Source organism: Armatimonadota bacterium (genome assembly GCA_016789105.1).
Classification (GTDB): Bacteria; Armatimonadota; Fimbriimonadia; order Fimbriimonadales; family Fimbriimonadaceae; genus UphvI-Ar2.
The window spans coordinates 74,947-90,579 of sequence record JAEURN010000011.1; the positions used below are offsets into that span (position 1 = coordinate 74,947).

General features: G+C 51.7%; 11 protein-coding genes. 3 read left to right on the forward strand and 8 right to left on the reverse strand.

The window, feature by feature from the left end; translation table 11 throughout:
* Window positions 1-91 precede the first annotated feature (91 nt).
* Window positions 92-568: a VOC family protein gene (locus JNM28_13240; protein ID MBL8069406.1), complete on the reverse strand. Its 477-nt coding sequence runs from the start codon at window positions 566-568 to the stop codon at window positions 92-94.
* A 102-nt stretch (window positions 569-670) separates the two neighbouring features.
* On the opposite strand from JNM28_13240, the gene JNM28_13245 reads away from it, so the two are divergent.
* Window positions 671-1,153: a DinB family protein gene (locus tag JNM28_13245; protein MBL8069407.1), complete on the forward strand. Its 483-nt coding sequence runs from the start codon at window positions 671-673 to the stop codon at window positions 1,151-1,153.
* A gap of 29 nt (window positions 1,154-1,182) precedes the next feature.
* Here the strand turns inward: JNM28_13245 and JNM28_13250 are convergent, their stop codons facing one another.
* Both JNM28_13250 and JNM28_13255 read right to left on the reverse strand, forming a co-directional pair.
* Window positions 1,183-1,608, reverse strand: a complete 426-nt coding sequence (locus tag JNM28_13250; protein MBL8069408.1) for a DUF1801 domain-containing protein — start codon at window positions 1,606-1,608, stop codon at window positions 1,183-1,185.
* Window positions 1,609-1,656: 48 nt separating this feature from the next.
* Window positions 1,657-2,349 carry a hypothetical protein gene (locus tag JNM28_13255; GenBank protein MBL8069409.1) on the reverse strand — a complete coding sequence of 231 codons (693 nt, stop codon included), beginning with the start codon at window positions 2,347-2,349 and terminating at the stop codon, window positions 1,657-1,659.
* 197 nt (window positions 2,350-2,546) lie between these two features.
* Here JNM28_13255 and JNM28_13260 point away from each other — a divergent pair, with 197 nt between their 5' ends.
* Window positions 2,547-3,452 (forward strand): AraC family transcriptional regulator, encoded by a 906-nt coding sequence (locus tag JNM28_13260; GenBank protein ID MBL8069410.1) that lies wholly within the window; start codon window positions 2,547-2,549, stop codon window positions 3,450-3,452.
* 67 nt (window positions 3,453-3,519) lie between these two features.
* On the opposite strand, the gene JNM28_13265 is transcribed toward JNM28_13260, so the two are convergent.
* The 4 genes from JNM28_13265 to JNM28_13280 all read right to left on the reverse strand — a co-directional run bounded on the left by JNM28_13265 (window position 3,520) and on the right by JNM28_13280 (window position 6,810).
* A complete protein-coding gene (locus JNM28_13265; GenBank protein MBL8069411.1) occupies window positions 3,520-3,858 on the reverse strand; it encodes a hypothetical protein in 339 nt (112 codons plus the stop codon).
* A 96-nt stretch (window positions 3,859-3,954) separates the two neighbouring features.
* Entirely contained in the window at window positions 3,955-5,223 is a 1,269-nt protein-coding gene (locus tag JNM28_13270; protein ID MBL8069412.1) for an RNA polymerase sigma factor, read from the reverse strand.
* 58 nt (window positions 5,224-5,281) lie between these two features.
* A complete protein-coding gene (locus tag JNM28_13275; GenBank protein ID MBL8069413.1) occupies window positions 5,282-5,944 on the reverse strand; it encodes a carbonic anhydrase in 663 nt (220 codons plus the stop codon).
* Window positions 5,945-6,138: 194 nt separating this feature from the next.
* Entirely contained in the window at window positions 6,139-6,810 is a 672-nt protein-coding gene (locus tag JNM28_13280; GenBank protein ID MBL8069414.1) for a DUF2490 domain-containing protein, read from the reverse strand.
* A gap of 339 nt (window positions 6,811-7,149) precedes the next feature.
* On the opposite strand from JNM28_13280, the gene JNM28_13285 reads away from it, so the two are divergent.
* Window positions 7,150-11,523 carry an SIR2 family protein gene (locus JNM28_13285; protein ID MBL8069415.1) on the forward strand — a complete coding sequence of 1,458 codons (4,374 nt, stop codon included), beginning with the start codon at window positions 7,150-7,152 and terminating at the stop codon, window positions 11,521-11,523.
* 360 nt (window positions 11,524-11,883) lie between these two features.
* Here JNM28_13285 and JNM28_13290 read toward each other — a convergent pair whose 3' ends face one another.
* Entirely contained in the window at window positions 11,884-15,543 is a 3,660-nt protein-coding gene (locus tag JNM28_13290) for a hypothetical protein (protein MBL8069416.1), read from the reverse strand.
* Window positions 15,544-15,633 lie beyond the last annotated feature (90 nt).

The following is a 15,633-nucleotide window of genomic DNA, read 5'->3' on the forward strand; positions in this document are numbered from 1 at the left end:
TGACTCACCTTTGTTGAAGCAATTGACCAAAAATGTGGCGCAAGATTCGAACTCCTGGCGCAAACCTCACGGCAACTTTGGGCCGGAAGCTCTAGCCTCGGCACGCGGCCTCGATTGCCGCGATGTCGATTTTTCTCATGGTCATCATGGCTTCAAAAGCTTTTGCCGCCGTTTCGCCACCTTGGGCCATGGCATCTGTCAAAGCGCGGGGCGTGATCTGCCAATTGATGCCCCATTTGTCCTTGCACCACCCGCACATGCTCTCTTCCCCTCCGTTGCCGACAATGGCATTCCAATACCGGTCGGTTTCCTCTTGGTCGTCGGTAGCGACTTGGAATGAAAAAGCCTCCGAATGCGGGAAAATTGGGCCACCGTTCAGCCCAAAGCAGGGAATGCCAAGGACGGTGAACTCGACCGTCAAGACGTCTCCTTGTTTGCCGCCCGGGAAATCCGCGGGTGCGGTGTGGATTCCCTGGACGGCACTGTTTGGGAACGTGGCTGCATAAAATTCTGCGGCCCCTTGGGCATCGTTGTCGTACCAGAGGCAGACCATGTTCTTGGGCTTCATGCTCCCATTTTCCCCGATTCCGCCATAAACATAGTCGTTTGCACAAGTCAGGATGGCGATCGGGCCCGGCGTGTAGAATCCGGCCGTTCAGGTGGCAGGAAATTGGAAATTGTCGAGATCAGCAAACGAAGCGCCGTGGAGGGGATGGAGATGTTCTTGAGGAATTTTTCCCATGTCCCGGACGACAAACTGGAGTGGACTCCAACGCCGACCTCGAAATCGGCTTTGCGAATAGCCGCCCATACCGCGCTCTATGCGGGACGCTTCGCCAAGATGATGCGGGAGAAAAGCGTGCCGGCGGTGGACGATCTGGAAGCCTGGATTTCCCAACGGAACGCGGAAGAGGTGGCCGTTACCAGCCGCGCTGAGGTCGAGGCGATTTTCCGTTCGGGAACCGAAGAAGTATTGGCGGTCTTGGACACGTTCACCGCAGAAGATGTGGAACTATCCCTTGATTCGGGACAAGGTTGGTCGATGTCGATGCGGTTCTTGATGGGTCTTCCGGGATGGCATGCTACGTTGCACATGGGCCAGATCGACTATCTGCAAACCTGTTGGGACGACCAGGAAATTTACGTTAGCTGAGCTAGCCTGGCTTCCTGGAGTTGGCTGGGTCAGCTTGACTGGTCAAAGCCGTAGCTGACGGCACGGCACAAGGCGTCGAGGTCAATGTCTTTGAGTCTCTTGAACTTGATGCAGTAACCGGTGATGCTTGCCTTGCCGATCGATTGGGCAAAGTTGGCTTTGAGATACCCCTTATCTGGGAGTCCCATGACATAGACCGATAGGCCGGATGTGTTTGCGCTAAGGCCAATCCTGAAGAATTCCTTTGTGGTGCCATCCTTGTATCTGATGGTGTATTCCCCATAGCCGATGTTGGGGTTGGCGACCACTTTGCCATGTTCGTTTTTGCCGTCCTTGAACCACAGCCGGCAACCTGGCGAGAGGTTCTGGATGGCCTCATGTACAGTGCGTATGTCCGTTTGCTTCGGTTCCGGCTGGTCCGCCATGTACGCTTCAATGAGTTGTTCGACAGGCATATCCATTTCCCGGTTGGCAGGTGTTCCGGAAGGATACCGAGCCGGGTGTCAAGACGCTGGTTTTTTGCGGACGACATGCACAGCCATGTCGCCGACTGACCCTTGGCCGATTGGCGCATTCTGAATCGCGATCGCGCTCTCCACGATCATGCCGTCCTTCAGCGACAGCCAGACGGTGAAAACGGCCGAAGCCGGCTGGGATCCTTCAGATTCCACAAGCGAAATCCGCAGATTGGCGCACTCGATTCCGGAATGTTCGTAAAATCCCAAGCACTCCCCTTTGCCTTCTGCCCCGACGTTCCCGTTGAGGCTGCTGGCCGGGTCTTTCCAAGACCATCCCTGCCCTTTGGCAATTTTGAAATCGGGGACTTGGAACTGCATCAACCGGGAGACCCTGGCCTGCTCCGGGTTGGCTGCCGGCGGATCGACAGAAAGGAATGCGCCGTTCACCCGCATCTTGGCGACAACCGTGGAATCTGGCACTTCCGACTCCTTGCCCCCCATGGCAAAGACACTTTTCGTCCGCACGGTTTTAAACGTGACCGTGCCTGTGGGTTCCAGGCTCGTCACCGTCATTTCGTATTCGGACCTAAACTCGCCGGTCACCGCGCCTTGCCGGATCTGCGATTTCATTTCGTAGGCAAAGGCATCCCCGACTTTAAGGGTTGGCAAGAGCGAGTGGGAGTCGGGTAGAGGAGCGGGTTGGGGAAGCGCTGCGGCGAGGAAAAGGACCATGTTCATCAACCGCTGATACCGTCAATGGGATGGGAGCGGTTTCGCCGCTCCGACAAAGGAGCAATCTGGATCAAATTCGCACGACGGGAACCTGAAAACCCCGGCAAAAACACGTCAGAAAATTGCAATTGAAGGTCTGGCCAGCCTCTGGGCCGGGTCGAGGTCAAAGCAGCCCGCCAGACATGGGGGCATAATCGGTGTTGGTGCGGGCAAATACCTACGAAGAGCTCTGCCAAGCCATTGGGCATGTGGTCGCCAATATTGCCGAGGATCCAGATCGACCTGACAACGGGGCGGACTGGTCTCGCATGGCCGGATTTTCGCGTTACCACTTCCACCGTTCGTTTTTGTTGTTGGCCGGAGAATCTCCCGAAGCCTTGCGCCGACGCATTTTGTTGGAACGCGCGGCCCACGGCCTGTTAACGACCGGAGAGAGCCTGTCTTCCCTCTCCTCGCAGGCGGGGTTTTCCAGTCAGGCAGCCTTTTGCCATGCGTTCACAAGTCGGTACGCCATGCCGCCGGCGCAGTTCCGGAAATCGCTCGTCCCCACCTTTTGGCAGGCGGCCCCGAACGGTCTCCATTACATGCCGGAAGGGTGCACGCCTTTTCTCCCTCTTGCCCGCCCTGGCGCGCGGCCAGAGGCCCGGCTCCGGTGCTTGCCCGATCTCGAAGTCCTTGGAATGCACCATCCTGGGATCGGGGGTTATGGCAAGACGGCCTTGCAATTGGAGGAACTCTTATGTTCCCAAATGGCGGATGCAGATTGCTCTTCCCCATTCATCTACACGCATGACCCCAAGTCCCCGGGTCATACCTGGCGTCTCAGGGGGGCGGTGGGTTTCCTCGGGATATCCCCTAAGGTGAACCCCAACGGCACGCATCGGGCCAAGATCGGGGGCGGGGGCTACCTGGTCAAGCGGTTTGAAGGCAACCCGCTGTATTTGGCCGATTTCTGGGCCCGCGCCTGGCACCAGGACGCCCCACGGCTGGGAGTCTCCCCGCGCATGGGGAATGCCTTCAACAGAATTCTCCGCCAGCCACTAGACCGGTGTGGGGGGTCGCTGGCGGCAATGATTTTTATGCCCGTCCGGGCAAAGCTGGCTCACTGATTTGAACCACCTCGCCCGGTGACTGGGTGCTCCCATTGTCTCCGCCAAACGACAGTTCCCTTTCGAATCAGTGGAACGGGCGCACTTCAACCGAGCCTCGGCAGGCGGCGGCGGCCTTTTTGCCCCACTCCACGGCTTCTTCCATGGTTGGCACTTCCAGAACCCAGAATCCGTCGATGTACTCTTTGGTTTCCAGGAATGGGCCGTCAGTTATTGCCAGTGAACCGTCTGAAGACCGGTGGATCGCTTTTGCTTCACTTGGGGAGCGCAAACCTCCAACAAAAACGCGGATGCCTGCGCGAACCATTTCGTCGTTCACTTGGTCGATGTCATCGATGACTTCCCTGGTGATTTCGACGGAGTGGTCGTAGCCAGTTGGCCGATGGATTGCGACGTAGAATTTCATTGTTGTCTTCTCTGATTTCCGGATGCTTGCTTGGCATCGTCATGGATTAGCCGAACTGCAAAGGCGGAATTCGACATGGTGCCCGAAAAATTCTATTCATTGGATAGCCAAGCCATCTAACCGATCTTGCAAGAATCGCCGCCGAATTGTTTGGCCGGTCAATTCCAATGCCCGGAGATAGGAACTCCTTGCCTCTTGGACGAGCCCCAATTTCCGGCAGAATTCGGCACGGGTCGAGTGGGCAAAGCTGTAGTTTTCAAGGTTTCCTTCGCCGAGGATGCCATCGACGATGGCCAGCCCGGCCGCCGCCCCTTTAACGTGTGAGACCGCGACCGCCCGGTTCAGCTCAATGATCTCGGACGGTTGCTGGAGGAGCAACTGGTCGTACAACTCGACAATTTTGCGCCAGTCCTTGTTGCCCTGGATTGCCCAATGGACATGGTGGGCGAAGATCGCCGCTTGCAACGTGTAGGGCCCTGGCGCATCGACGGCACTGGCTTGCTGGACCAATCCCATCCCCTCTTGGATCATCACGCTATCCCAGTTGGCGGGATCCTGGTCATCGAATAGCACGACACCGCCCTGGCTTGAGCGTGTAGCGGAACGGGCTTCTTGGAGAAGCATCAGGCCCAGCAACCCCAAGACTTCTGGCACGGGAAACAGCCCGGCGATGAGCCTTGTCAGGCGGATGGCTTCGCGGCAAAGGACTTGGCGGAACAAGACTTCACCGGTGGATGCAAAGTAGCCCTCGTTGAACAAAAGGTACATGACCTTCAGCACGCTTGCCAACCGGAAACCCAACTCTCCGGAACCTGGAATCTCATAAGGAATCCGGTCGTCGCGGATCTTTGCCTTGGCTCGGACAATTCTTTGGGCTATGGTGCTGTCCGGCACGAGGTAGCCATGGGCGATCTCCGAAGTTGTGAGGCCACAGACTTCGCGCAAAGTCAATGCGACGCGGCCTTCAAGGGGGAGCGCCGGATGGCAACAGGCAAAGATCAGCCGGAGCTGGTCATCTTCAACCGACAAATCCTCGATGACCTCATGGAAGCGATCAGACGCGTCGATAACATTGAGCAAGTGGTCGTTTGGGATGAACCGACGATCTTTGCGGAGCGAATCGATTGCTTTGAATCGGGCGGCGGAGATGAGCCAAGCCCGGGGGTTTTGGGGAACGCCTTCTTGTGGCCACTTTTCGAGGGCGGCCAAAATTGCAGATTGCAAAGATTCTTCCGCTAAATGAAAGTCTCCCAGGAGCCGGATGAGGGTCGCCAATGTGCGCGGCCGCTCTTGGCGCAGAATCTGTTCTATCCCCGCATCCATTGCAAGCGGCAAGTCTACATCTTTGCCGGCGACGGCAAACATGGGAGGGCGCTGGCTTAGGCCAGTGCCCTCCCATTTGGAAGAAACTCGGTTCGGAGAGTTACGGCTTGCCCATCGTGACGACCCCGGTATCAAGGTCAAGGGTTGCCGAAACCACCTTCAGCTCGCCCTTTTCTGCCAAGTCGCTAAGGATTTTGCTTTCGGCAAGGAGCCGCTTGGCTTGCATCTCAGCGTTGACCGCGATGGTTTTGTCGAGTCGGTTTTCCTTCTCTCCAGCAGTCGCGGCGACTGCGGGCAGGATGGGATTGATCGCTTCACCGATGGAGCCCGGCAATTCTCCTCCCTTGATGGCCGCGTCGACCGCTCCGCACCGCTCGTGGCCCATGACGACGATCAACCGCGACCCGAGCACGGCCACCGAATATTCGATCGAGCCAAGGATGTCCTTACCAAAAGTGTTCCCGGCAACGCGGGCCACGAACAGGTCGCCGAGGCCCTGGTCGAACACAAGCTCGGGTGAAACCCGGGAGTCGGCGCAGGTGAGGACGACAGCGAACGGGGCCTGGGATTTGGCGACGGCCGTCCGGCGCGCAGGATCGGTGTGCGGGTGTTGGGGGGTTCCGGCGACGAATCGGCGGTTGCCTTCGGTCAAGCGTTGCATCGCGTCAGTCGAATTGACCTGCTGCGTCGCCAACGAGGCCACGGCACCTCCCACAAGGCAGAAGGCACAGACGCCGAGAAAGAGCATTTTCGAGTTTTTCATGTCGGGTTTTCCTTAGAAATCCAACCGATGAATGCTCGATCGACCACGCACCGGCTGGGTGCGAAGGTCTTGCGCATTAAATCCGTACCGGCCAGGGTGACCTGGCGTATTGACGACCACGGATCTGCAGGGCAGGCGCTACTCCCCCTCGACAGCGCCTTCTACGCCGGTGTCCATTCCTGAGTTGCAGGGTCCTAAAAGCTCAGGACCGTTGTGAAGAACAGGACGTGGTTTTTGCGGTCAGCATTGGCACCGCGCACATATTGGTTCATGTAGCCGAACTCGAACTTCGCCTGCTTTGAAACCTGATAGCCCAGGCCGAGGAACAACCGGTTCTGGTCAAATCCCTGCAATGCACCCCAGTCCGTTGAATTGAGATTATAGAAGTACTCGTTCCCTGCGAAGACTGACCACTTGGTGCCCTCAATCGGCCGGGAGGCGCGGGCCTGCAACCTCAAACGCCATCCCACATCGGACCCGCCATCGACCATACGCTGCTCCGCCCGCAGGCGCAAGTTCGGGGTCACGGGGCCCCGGGCAGGGGGGTTATAGGTAACCATTTGCCACAAACGATTTTCGTGGATGTCGCCAGCGGGGCGGTAGTTGGTGATGCTGCCATAGCCATAACCCAAAGAGAGCCGAGGGCTGATCTTTTGGATGGCCGCGACCCGGAAGAGGAGCTGGTCGATTTCCGAGCTGTTATCGCGAAAGCGAGGCTGGAGTTCGCCGTACCACGACCAATCTTTGCTGATTTTGCCGGTGGCGTTCAGGTTCAGCCAGGTGCGGTTGTCTTCGATGACATCTTGGGCCACGGCGGCGTTGGCCGCCGCCAAAACGGGGAGAACGAGCAGGCTTCGCTTCTTCATGGCGTTGCCTAACGGGGAATTTGATTGTGGGGTTCCCCCGTTCCTCCTTTAGACCTAACATTGGTGCGGCAAAACGATCGGAACCCGTCTGGGTGGCTCAGATTTCGAGCCTGATGAGTAAAAGATCCACCAGAGGAGTGGTTGGTACACCGAAGTACACGCGATTCGAACGATTCTGAACGTCTATCCCACTTCTTGAACTCTAAAAGACATTCAAATCGGAAGCATCAAATACGTGCTCGACGGACAAAATACCGCAGACTCACAGCTGTCAGCACGTTAAGAAGTCGTCGGCCGACTTGCGTTCGTCAGCCTCCATAGCAGTAATATCCGGGAGTAATGCTCCAAGATTATCTAAGGGAAGAAAAGGCAGCGGATGTAGACAAATTTACCAACTTGATTGCCACAGAGCTTCGAGAGGGCCGCGGCATCGTGCCGCTCATCGGCTCGGGCTTCTCCGTCCACGCCGGACTTCCTCTCATTTCAGAGCTACTTGAGTATCTGCAAAAATGTATCGCATTGTCCCTTGGACTCCAGAAGGAATCAGATGAAGAAGATTACCGTTGGTCACCCTCAACGGACGAATGGCCTTCGTTCATCGACCCCAAGAGAGCAGTAAAATCTGGAGAGTGGGCAAGCCAAGTAGAGGAACGAGTACATGTTTTTTCGCGCATCCTTGCTATTGACAAATATGATGCAAAAAGGTCACAGATAGATTCACGAGATGTGAAACTTACTGAGATTGTTGAGGAACATAAATGGTTAGACCAAGAGCGATATTGGGTTAAAGGCAATGATAATGAGGGGTATTTCTATGACAGACGGGCGATTTCAAACGACCATAAACTTTTCAGACAATGCCTTGGGGCAATGGTTGACTTCCGAACCGCACTCCAGCTCATTACGAAGTTATCAGTAAGTCCGGATCGTCAAGCCACAAGCATCCTTTCCGCGCCAGGAAATCCAGACATTGCTGACTCGTTTTGGAGACATGTTCTAAAAGGAAAGAAACCTGGCCTGGGACACAAAGTCTTGGGAAGCCTTGCCGGAGCTCTTCGAACTGACTTAGTTTTAACAACGAACTACGACACTCTTCTGGAAGAAGGATACCGAGCAGCCAGGAATGATCTCGTACCATTTTCTGTCGTAGCAGGATCACAATTGCCAGACTGCCAAGCGATCAGCGGGGTTCGCGCAATAATCAAGTTGCATGGTGAACGAGACTCGCTCCTATGGGACGAAAATCTCGATGTCACTCCTTGCGCTGACGATATAGAAACGTTTGTCACATATTTTCAGGATCAGTATCAGCTGTCTCCAAATCAAGTTAGCCAAAAATGCAGTCGTTCAATCCTCGTCATTGGCTACTCCGCGAATGATCCTCGCATCGTTGCTTTTCTTCGGGCCGCGCTCCTTTGCTACGATAACCTTAAAATATTTTGGATGGCTTACAATCCCCCTGCCAGCGAGTGGGACAATCCATGGAACCACATTTTTCCGGATTCATTTGCCAACTCTCTAACAGAGAAAAAACGCGGGAAGCTTAAAGACCGGCTGCACGTAATCCATACACGAAACCCTCAGTATCTTCTTCTTGACTTGCACCAACGATTACGAGGTTCACTTCCGATTGCAGGATGCCCGTTTCCTTCCGCATCGCGCACCACTACTGCCCCATTCATTCCGGAAACGGACGAAAATTCTGGTTATCGCCTATGCGAGATAGATCAGAAGGAAGTTTGTTCAATAACCGAAAAATTCGAAGAAAGCGACAAAACCCTGCTCATACTAACCGCAGAAAAGGAGAAGCCGCTTTCCTCAGCCCTTTCCCAAGCCTTCCGTGAATGTCAGGCCAAGCCTCACATTCTTCCAATTAGGATCGACATGAATGACGTATCATCTGCCGGTAACCTCATGGAGGTTCTCCTTGAGTCGTTCTCCCGCGCCCTTGGAGTAGAAGACTGGACTCCGGGATGGAGTATTCGTCAGCAAAACATTTCATTACGAGACGACTACTTCTCTTATAAAGAGACTGGCAATTCGGAGGCAAAGCTCAAGGGTTTATCGGAAGAATTTGCGAGATTTCTCACTTTCACGAACAAAAAGTGGGTGATCTTTCTCAACTGCCGGGAAACTCCGGGATCAAATGCTGGTCAGCTACAATGGGATCTGGATGAAACTGCTAATTTTAAGACATTTTCAGATGCGTTTTTAAATGCGATAACATTCTTGCTAAACTCGTCACAGGAATGCGGATTGTCAAAGCCATTACAACTTGTCATTGCTAGTGACGGCACGACTGACAGTTATGCTTTTGACTCAAGCTCATTTGCATCACAGCTAAGAATTGACAATTCACCAACAAAATTTATCGGGTTTGAACGATCGCATTACGCGATTGATGAGCCATCTTTTTTTCCAAGCGTTTCGCTGCCTTATTCGACTTTCTGTTCGGAAACCATCATTAATCAGTCGCTTAACTGGGCAGGGCTCCAAAGAGAACCTGACGGAGTCCAAGAAATTTACCCCGAACAAGCATCCGCGAAAGAAATTCGATTTCTCTATATTATCACGAGCATAAAGCGTCCCAGGTACAGAGCACTATTTCACTTCAATGATCTGTTCGGAGAAATTGATCCGGCCGAAATTATGGCTTATCTTATCGAACTCGAGAAAATCGGTTTGGTTAAGCGACTCACCGGTGGTCTCTATTGGATTCACACTGTCGTTCGGGACGAATTATGGGGATTACTTTCCACGTATATTTCTAAAAACACTTCCCTAAAAATTGACTGTGCTCGTATCCAATTAGTCGTTGCCTCTTGGTATGAGTATTTAGTTGATATTTGTCAGTCTCCGGATGCTGTTTTCGAATCGTGCCGCCACCATCTCGAAGCCGCAGCGATTCACGCTAACACGTATCAAGACGAAGTCATTAAAGAATTCAAGAATGCTGAAACAGTACTCAAAGCAAATATGTGGATATTGCAAACACACGGATATTCCCGAGGAAGTTGTCGGCAGTTAGATTCGCTTGCCGAGCGAGCTGAGGAAATTGTTCGTCGTTCGGATCATGCAAAATCACAATTCATAGATTCCTTGCGGTCATTCTGGCTGTCTTGTGCCGACGCCCAAAGGCGGATTGCGAGGGAGGTAGGTGAAGACGGAAAAGCTTATGCTAGACACAGGCTGATCGGTAAGCTGTTATCCCTCTCCAAGGAGAAACTGGAATACCAGTTAAGCTTAGATCATGACGAGTTGATAAAGTTATTATCCAAAAAAGATCGGGATTCTTTTCCTAAGGACTCTAAACTCAGCCTTCTATGGGTAACGTATTGTATTGTAGTTAGCAGTTCTGTCGCGAATTTATCGAACGCTGTCAAAAAGTCGGCATTTGGCCGTCGGCCCTTTCTGGAGTTTGAAAGGTTAATAAATAACAAACGAACTATGCCCCAAATGATCGAATTTCTTCGCTGGAGACGTTGGGGAGTGATGCTTTCAACTGCCTCGCGACGCTACATTCCGTTACCTACCCAAGCACAACTCAGCGAAAACCTATCTGAAATATCATTTCCTTGGAATATTCTTTACCATGATGGAAAGAGCGACTTGTTGGAAGGGAAAGTCGACGTCAATACACCCGAGGCGAAGCTTGAACTTCTCAGAACTATGCTTCATGCGGCCGAGCAGCTGATCTTAATGGCTTCAGCTCGTCAAAAAGAAGCCGTTCAGTGCGCCTCAAGCTCGCATGAACTTGCCAACGAAGCCATTAAACTTATCCATCGAGCTAATAAACTTGCTGACCGGCTGCGTCACGAAACGAGATCAAGCCTAGCTAATGCACTCCTTGAAGCCAATTGGTGTCAAGTTAGATTGCTCGGCTTACGAGCTCAAGCCTTAATAATTCTTCATCCCAGCATCTTGAGTGGCGTATTTGAGTCCCTAAACCTTGCGGAATCTCGCCTTCGACTAGTTGAGGCGCAACGCATTCCCGCTGAACTAGCTTTGCTTGACATTTTGCGGGCTCACGCAAGAATCACTCAAGGCGAAAAGGTTTTTGGTGACCAATTCTCCAATATTTGGGAATCTTCCAGCACTACCAGCACATTCTCAAGTCCTCAGCGGCAGGATGTTCTTTCATATGCGTTCGACGCCCTCCGTTTTCTGGATCGCGCTCGGCCGGATTTGATTGAACGACGCCGAAATGTCTGGTGGTCGTCTATTTACTTCGAGAAACGATTGCGCGCAATGAATCTTGTCCTGTGGGCGACTGTCGATGACGGCACTACTGCGGCGATTCCTTTCTTCGGTTTTGAATCGGTTCCTCAGGATGGTGAGACCGAGTTTGAGGCGGTCATCAAGAACGCAACACGTATGATACGGGTAGATTCCTACCGACTGGCTACGATTGTCAGTGCTTATAGCGGATGTCTCAAAGCTCTGTGTGTGCGGTTTGATCGAATGAGGGAAACTCCCGAAGGGAAAGACACTTCCTCGCTTTACCGCACTCGACTCTTGGGCATGATTGACCTGCTCGACGACTCAATCGACTACTTATTTGAAGTCAAGGACCATCGTAAACATTTTCAAAATAGCGATAACAGTTTAAACGAGTATGCAATGTTGCAGAAGTACATTGACGGTGTAATTAATCGTTGCAGTGTCGATTTAAAAAACCTCAGAGCAAGATTGCCAAAACCAAATCAAAAGTAATGTCGTGATGAACTGATGGCCCCTCGTACTAACGAAATCCACGAGAAATAGAAGAGAGAAATATCTCCAATCGAATGAGGTTCTCGCAGACTTGATTGGGCGTGGTTCGAATCCCGTGTGATTGTTTCCAAATCTGAACCTAAGCAAATTCCCGTTTTGAACCTAAATAGGTATGGTAAACCGAACTGGACGCGATTAGAATAGCTCTTTACAGGCGGAAATTTTGAGCGACTTTTCATATTCACGCTATTCCAATTCTAAAAAATACATGATACGTTGGTACACAATTATCTAACTGCGCTCGAGATCACTCTTCTTACTGCGTGGATTCATTGTCAAAACACTTACAACGCTTTTAGCCTATCCGCGAGTATCCTCCCTAGCCTGATCCATCGTTTTGCTCTTCTCGGCTCTGCGCAGATGTTCTTCAGCAGAGGCCTTGAATATCACTGCCCACACCCTAATACCATCGAGCTCGTGCGTAATCAAAGCGTTCGCAAGGTCAATATGCCGAGCGAATAGCTCCACCCCGTAGCCTGTCCAGCCAAAACTGCACGTATGCGCGGTGAATTCGTCCAGAGCTTCCTTGAAAATTGGCGAATTCTTTCGAACCTGGCTCCAGTATGCGAAGGTGTTTGGATGGATTACCGGCATACCGTCAGTTAACTCGGGGTTTGGCAAGTGTCCCGCTAAATTAACGAGAACGGAGTCAGGTTGACGGGCCATCCATTTTTGAAATACTGCTGGATCGATCCTGTCCACGATTGATTCCAAAGATCCGTGGAGCACATAGGGTGCCTTGTAAGCATTAGCGAGGCGGTTTTCTAAACTTGCGAGAACCCGGTCGCCGTGATTGGAAGCCAAAGTTGCCAAAAGTTGAACAGACTTCGAGTATTCTTCGAGCTCACCACGGGAAGCAATCTCAATGACTTTTTCGGGAGCCGATTCGACTAATTTCTCCGCAACTTCCTGCCAAACGTAGTCGGCCATGGTGTCCCTAGCCGCACTCGCTGACTCCAACGCCGTCAAGGCGAGTCCAACGACCTTGTCGTCAATCATGCCAACCCTTATGAACTCGCCCGAAATGTGAATGCATGCGTTAGCGGCATCGAGATCGCCCTCGAGCATTTTTGAATGAGCGATATCGATCAGCTCCCATAACTCCTCGGACACGTCGTTCGAATCCCGCAAGTAGGTTCTTCCCAAAACCGAAACCGGCAAAGTCCCCGAGCCAACCAAGCTCGCCTGGAGTTTGAAACTTGCTGCTAAATCAAGTCTGTCAAAGAGGTTCAGGGCGACGACCCAATTCTCATCTTTGATAGAATCTGCCGTCTTGAGTGCCGCATCTTTGAACTCATGGTCGTTCGTAGCGCACTCATAAACAAAAGCATATAGAAACTGGCTACCTTCGCTGTGAGCCAAAACCCGAAGCACCTCTAGCCTTTGTTTCTTCGAAAACAGCGGGCAATACAGCTTCGCGAGTTCGCGCCCACCTGGGCTGGTTTTGTCCGCAAAAACGTCAATCGCCCTCCGGAAGACCTCTTCGCTCTCGCTTATCCTTTTGCCGAGTTCAACTGCCTCATGAGATAGCTTTTCGTTCGTATGAAATATGAAGTCATCCTGAAGCATGAAGGCCAATTCCTTCAGATCATCCGGTCTGCTGATAGCATTTAGGATAACGTCGATTTTTTCGTAGTAGGTAGACGACTCCTCTAGGTCTCGTCCTTGCTCTTCGCGGGCTTTCCCACGTAAATCTTTCAGCGCAGCAATCTTCTTCAATGTGAATTCAACTTTTTGGCGAGCTACGTTTGAAAATTTCGGGCTCTGCATGATGGTAAGCACCCCGGAAGTATCGCCCGAAAACGAAATCCAACGTAGAACTCCATCTGCGACAGCGTTGCTGAGAAGTTCTCTTTCTTCATCAGTTGCATCCTGTAGGGCCGTTGTAATGATATTTGGATACTTTTCGACGGCCAGGCGGCAGGGCGCTAAATAGAGCTTTTGGTCGTGGAGCCGTTGCGGAGCTTCCTTTCCCCCTACAACCCTGGAAGGAATTCCTAGTCCGGTGTGCGGGAAAAGGTTTGAAATGATCTTCGCAAGCTTGGGGATCGTGGTACGCGGATTATCCTGAATTCGCTTTTCGAGCAGGCTTAACCGTTCTTGGTAAGGGTAGATCGTATAATCGAAGTACGGCCTGAACCAGTCGCACCAGGCAGCTGTAGAGTCGTTCACGTAGGGCGTTTCAATCTCATACTTGACTAATTGAAACAGTACAGCTTCGCATTGCTCGAAGTACTGCGCGAATTGCGCCAAGTCTTTCAAGGGATCGATCAGCTCACGTCGTCCGAATCGTTCGCCTTCATAAAGCCACTCTTTGATGCCTTCTCCAGCATCGAGGACGCATTTGACAAGGATTGGCAAATATTCCTCGGGCGTTGCCAGCATTAGCTGAACAAATTCATGACCCATGCCATTGGCCATAGAAGACAGGGTGAGGTCTCCCATGGCTGGTTTAAAAAAAGCGAGCATTTCCGATTTCTCATCGCACTCGGGAAGCTCTTTCAACCGTTCGAGAATTTGACCGCGGAATTGGCCGGGATTGCCAAGGATATGCTCAATGATTCTTCGACTCTTGGCCCAAGTGTCGATTAGTGTCAAGTATGCCAATTTATTGCAACTTATGTAACTGACATGCTCGTTATGCTGGATCAGCATGTTTGATGTCGAGGATATTCGGCACTCTTCCTTGAAGTGATCTTCGTCGATTTCAGAAAGTTCGCAGAACGTTGTCCGATCTTCTGCTTTTAGGAACTTCACGAGTGAAAGGCATATAAATACTTTTAAGTCGCGGATATTTTGCTTGTCTTTCTGAATATCTAACAATAATTTGAAAATATCGATATTGCTGTAATCATTACGAAGATGAGTGCAGAAAATGTTTGCCAGCCTAATGTTCCTCCCAGCATCTCTGATATGTTGTGTGATAGCGCCTTCAGTTAGCGTAGGATGTCGGCCCTTTAGCAATGCGAAAAGCCCCTCTTCTCCGAGCGGATCAAATGAGAGCGCTTCGTGGCGTTTAGTTCGGATGTTCTGCCCGTGACCAATTAAGAGGCAACGGACGTTGTCTGGGATATCTTCCAGTCCAATTCTGGATTCATCATTGGAGTCGTCTAGGTAATCATCCACGATGATAAAAGCACTCATTCGATGTTGCTCAGCGAATTTCAAGAAGGCTTTTGCATCTTTAGGATTTTGAAAGTATAGGGTGGTGCCACCTAGCTGAGCAGTATTGACAACTGCTTCCAAAACACGTCTGGTTTTTCCTGTGCCTGGCGCTCCGTATCGATACGTTATTTTTCTGCCGACTTCAGTGCTTTGCGCGATTTGAACGAGCTCTTTCTTAAATTCTTCCTGACCTGGCGGAGGGGCAAAATTAGGTAAGTCGCTATGTCGGTTGCTGGATAATTCCACTTCACTGGTCACGCATCCGAAATTCGGGTGAAAGTGCTCTATAGCAATGACTGGTGTGACAGAAAGAAGCTCGGCCAACCGATTAAGGTCAATGATTAGCCCGTTTGGTGCATCAGGATTTATCTTGTCAATGATGGCATTTAGGTCAGTTTCTGCATTGGTAAGGTCTCCGTCGGCCAATGCCTTGCCAACGAACCAAAGCACTTGCTTGCCACCTTCGATGTCATCCCTGATGCGATATGTGCCCTCCGCTGCCTTTTTTGTAAGCTCCTCTTCTGCGACCGACTTAACAAATTCACCTGCCTTAAGCTGCACTACGCAACTCTCGGCAAGCTTGAACCCAAAAGGACATTGCCATGTGTCAGGGAACGTGAGGTAGCCATCGATTCCGCCATCCCCCAAATTCGTTTGCCCATTGATGCTCTCAGTACCGCCGACAAGCGGAACGTATGCCCGTGCCCACCTCTTTACGATTACAGTAAAGTCCTGGCCGCTCGACTCAAACAAGGTCTTTAGCGATACCGCGTCGAATTCTGTGCGAATAGTCATAGAGGAATTCCTACAAAGGCAAATGAAGCATGATTCGATTGTATCCGAAACATGCGCTATCATCAGCAAGTGCCTTGAATCTGCCCCCTC

Bases quoted from the DNA above. Each gene is read 5' to 3' on its own strand.
- JNM28_13240 (MBL8069406.1), bottom strand. From the start codon at position 568: ATGAAGCCCAAGAACATGGTCTGCCTCTGGTACGACAACGATGCCCAA.
- JNM28_13250 (MBL8069408.1), bottom strand. From the start codon at position 1,608: ATGCCTGTCGAACAACTCATTGAAGCGTACATGGCGGACCAGCCGGAA.
- JNM28_13255 (MBL8069409.1), bottom strand. From the start codon at position 2,349: ATGAACATGGTCCTTTTCCTCGCCGCAGCGCTTCCCCAACCCGCTCCT.
- JNM28_13265 (MBL8069411.1), bottom strand. From the start codon at position 3,858: ATGAAATTCTACGTCGCAATCCATCGGCCAACTGGCTACGACCACTCC.
- JNM28_13270 (MBL8069412.1), bottom strand. From the start codon at position 5,223: ATGTTTGCCGTCGCCGGCAAAGATGTAGACTTGCCGCTTGCAATGGAT.
- JNM28_13275 (MBL8069413.1), bottom strand. From the start codon at position 5,944: ATGAAAAACTCGAAAATGCTCTTTCTCGGCGTCTGTGCCTTCTGCCTT.
- JNM28_13280 (MBL8069414.1), bottom strand. From the start codon at position 6,810: ATGAAGAAGCGAAGCCTGCTCGTTCTCCCCGTTTTGGCGGCGGCCAAC.
- JNM28_13285 (MBL8069415.1), top strand. From the start codon at position 7,150: ATGCTCCAAGATTATCTAAGGGAAGAAAAGGCAGCGGATGTAGACAAA.
- JNM28_13290 (MBL8069416.1), bottom strand. From the start codon at position 15,543: ATGACTATTCGCACAGAATTCGACGCGGTATCGCTAAAGACCTTGTTT.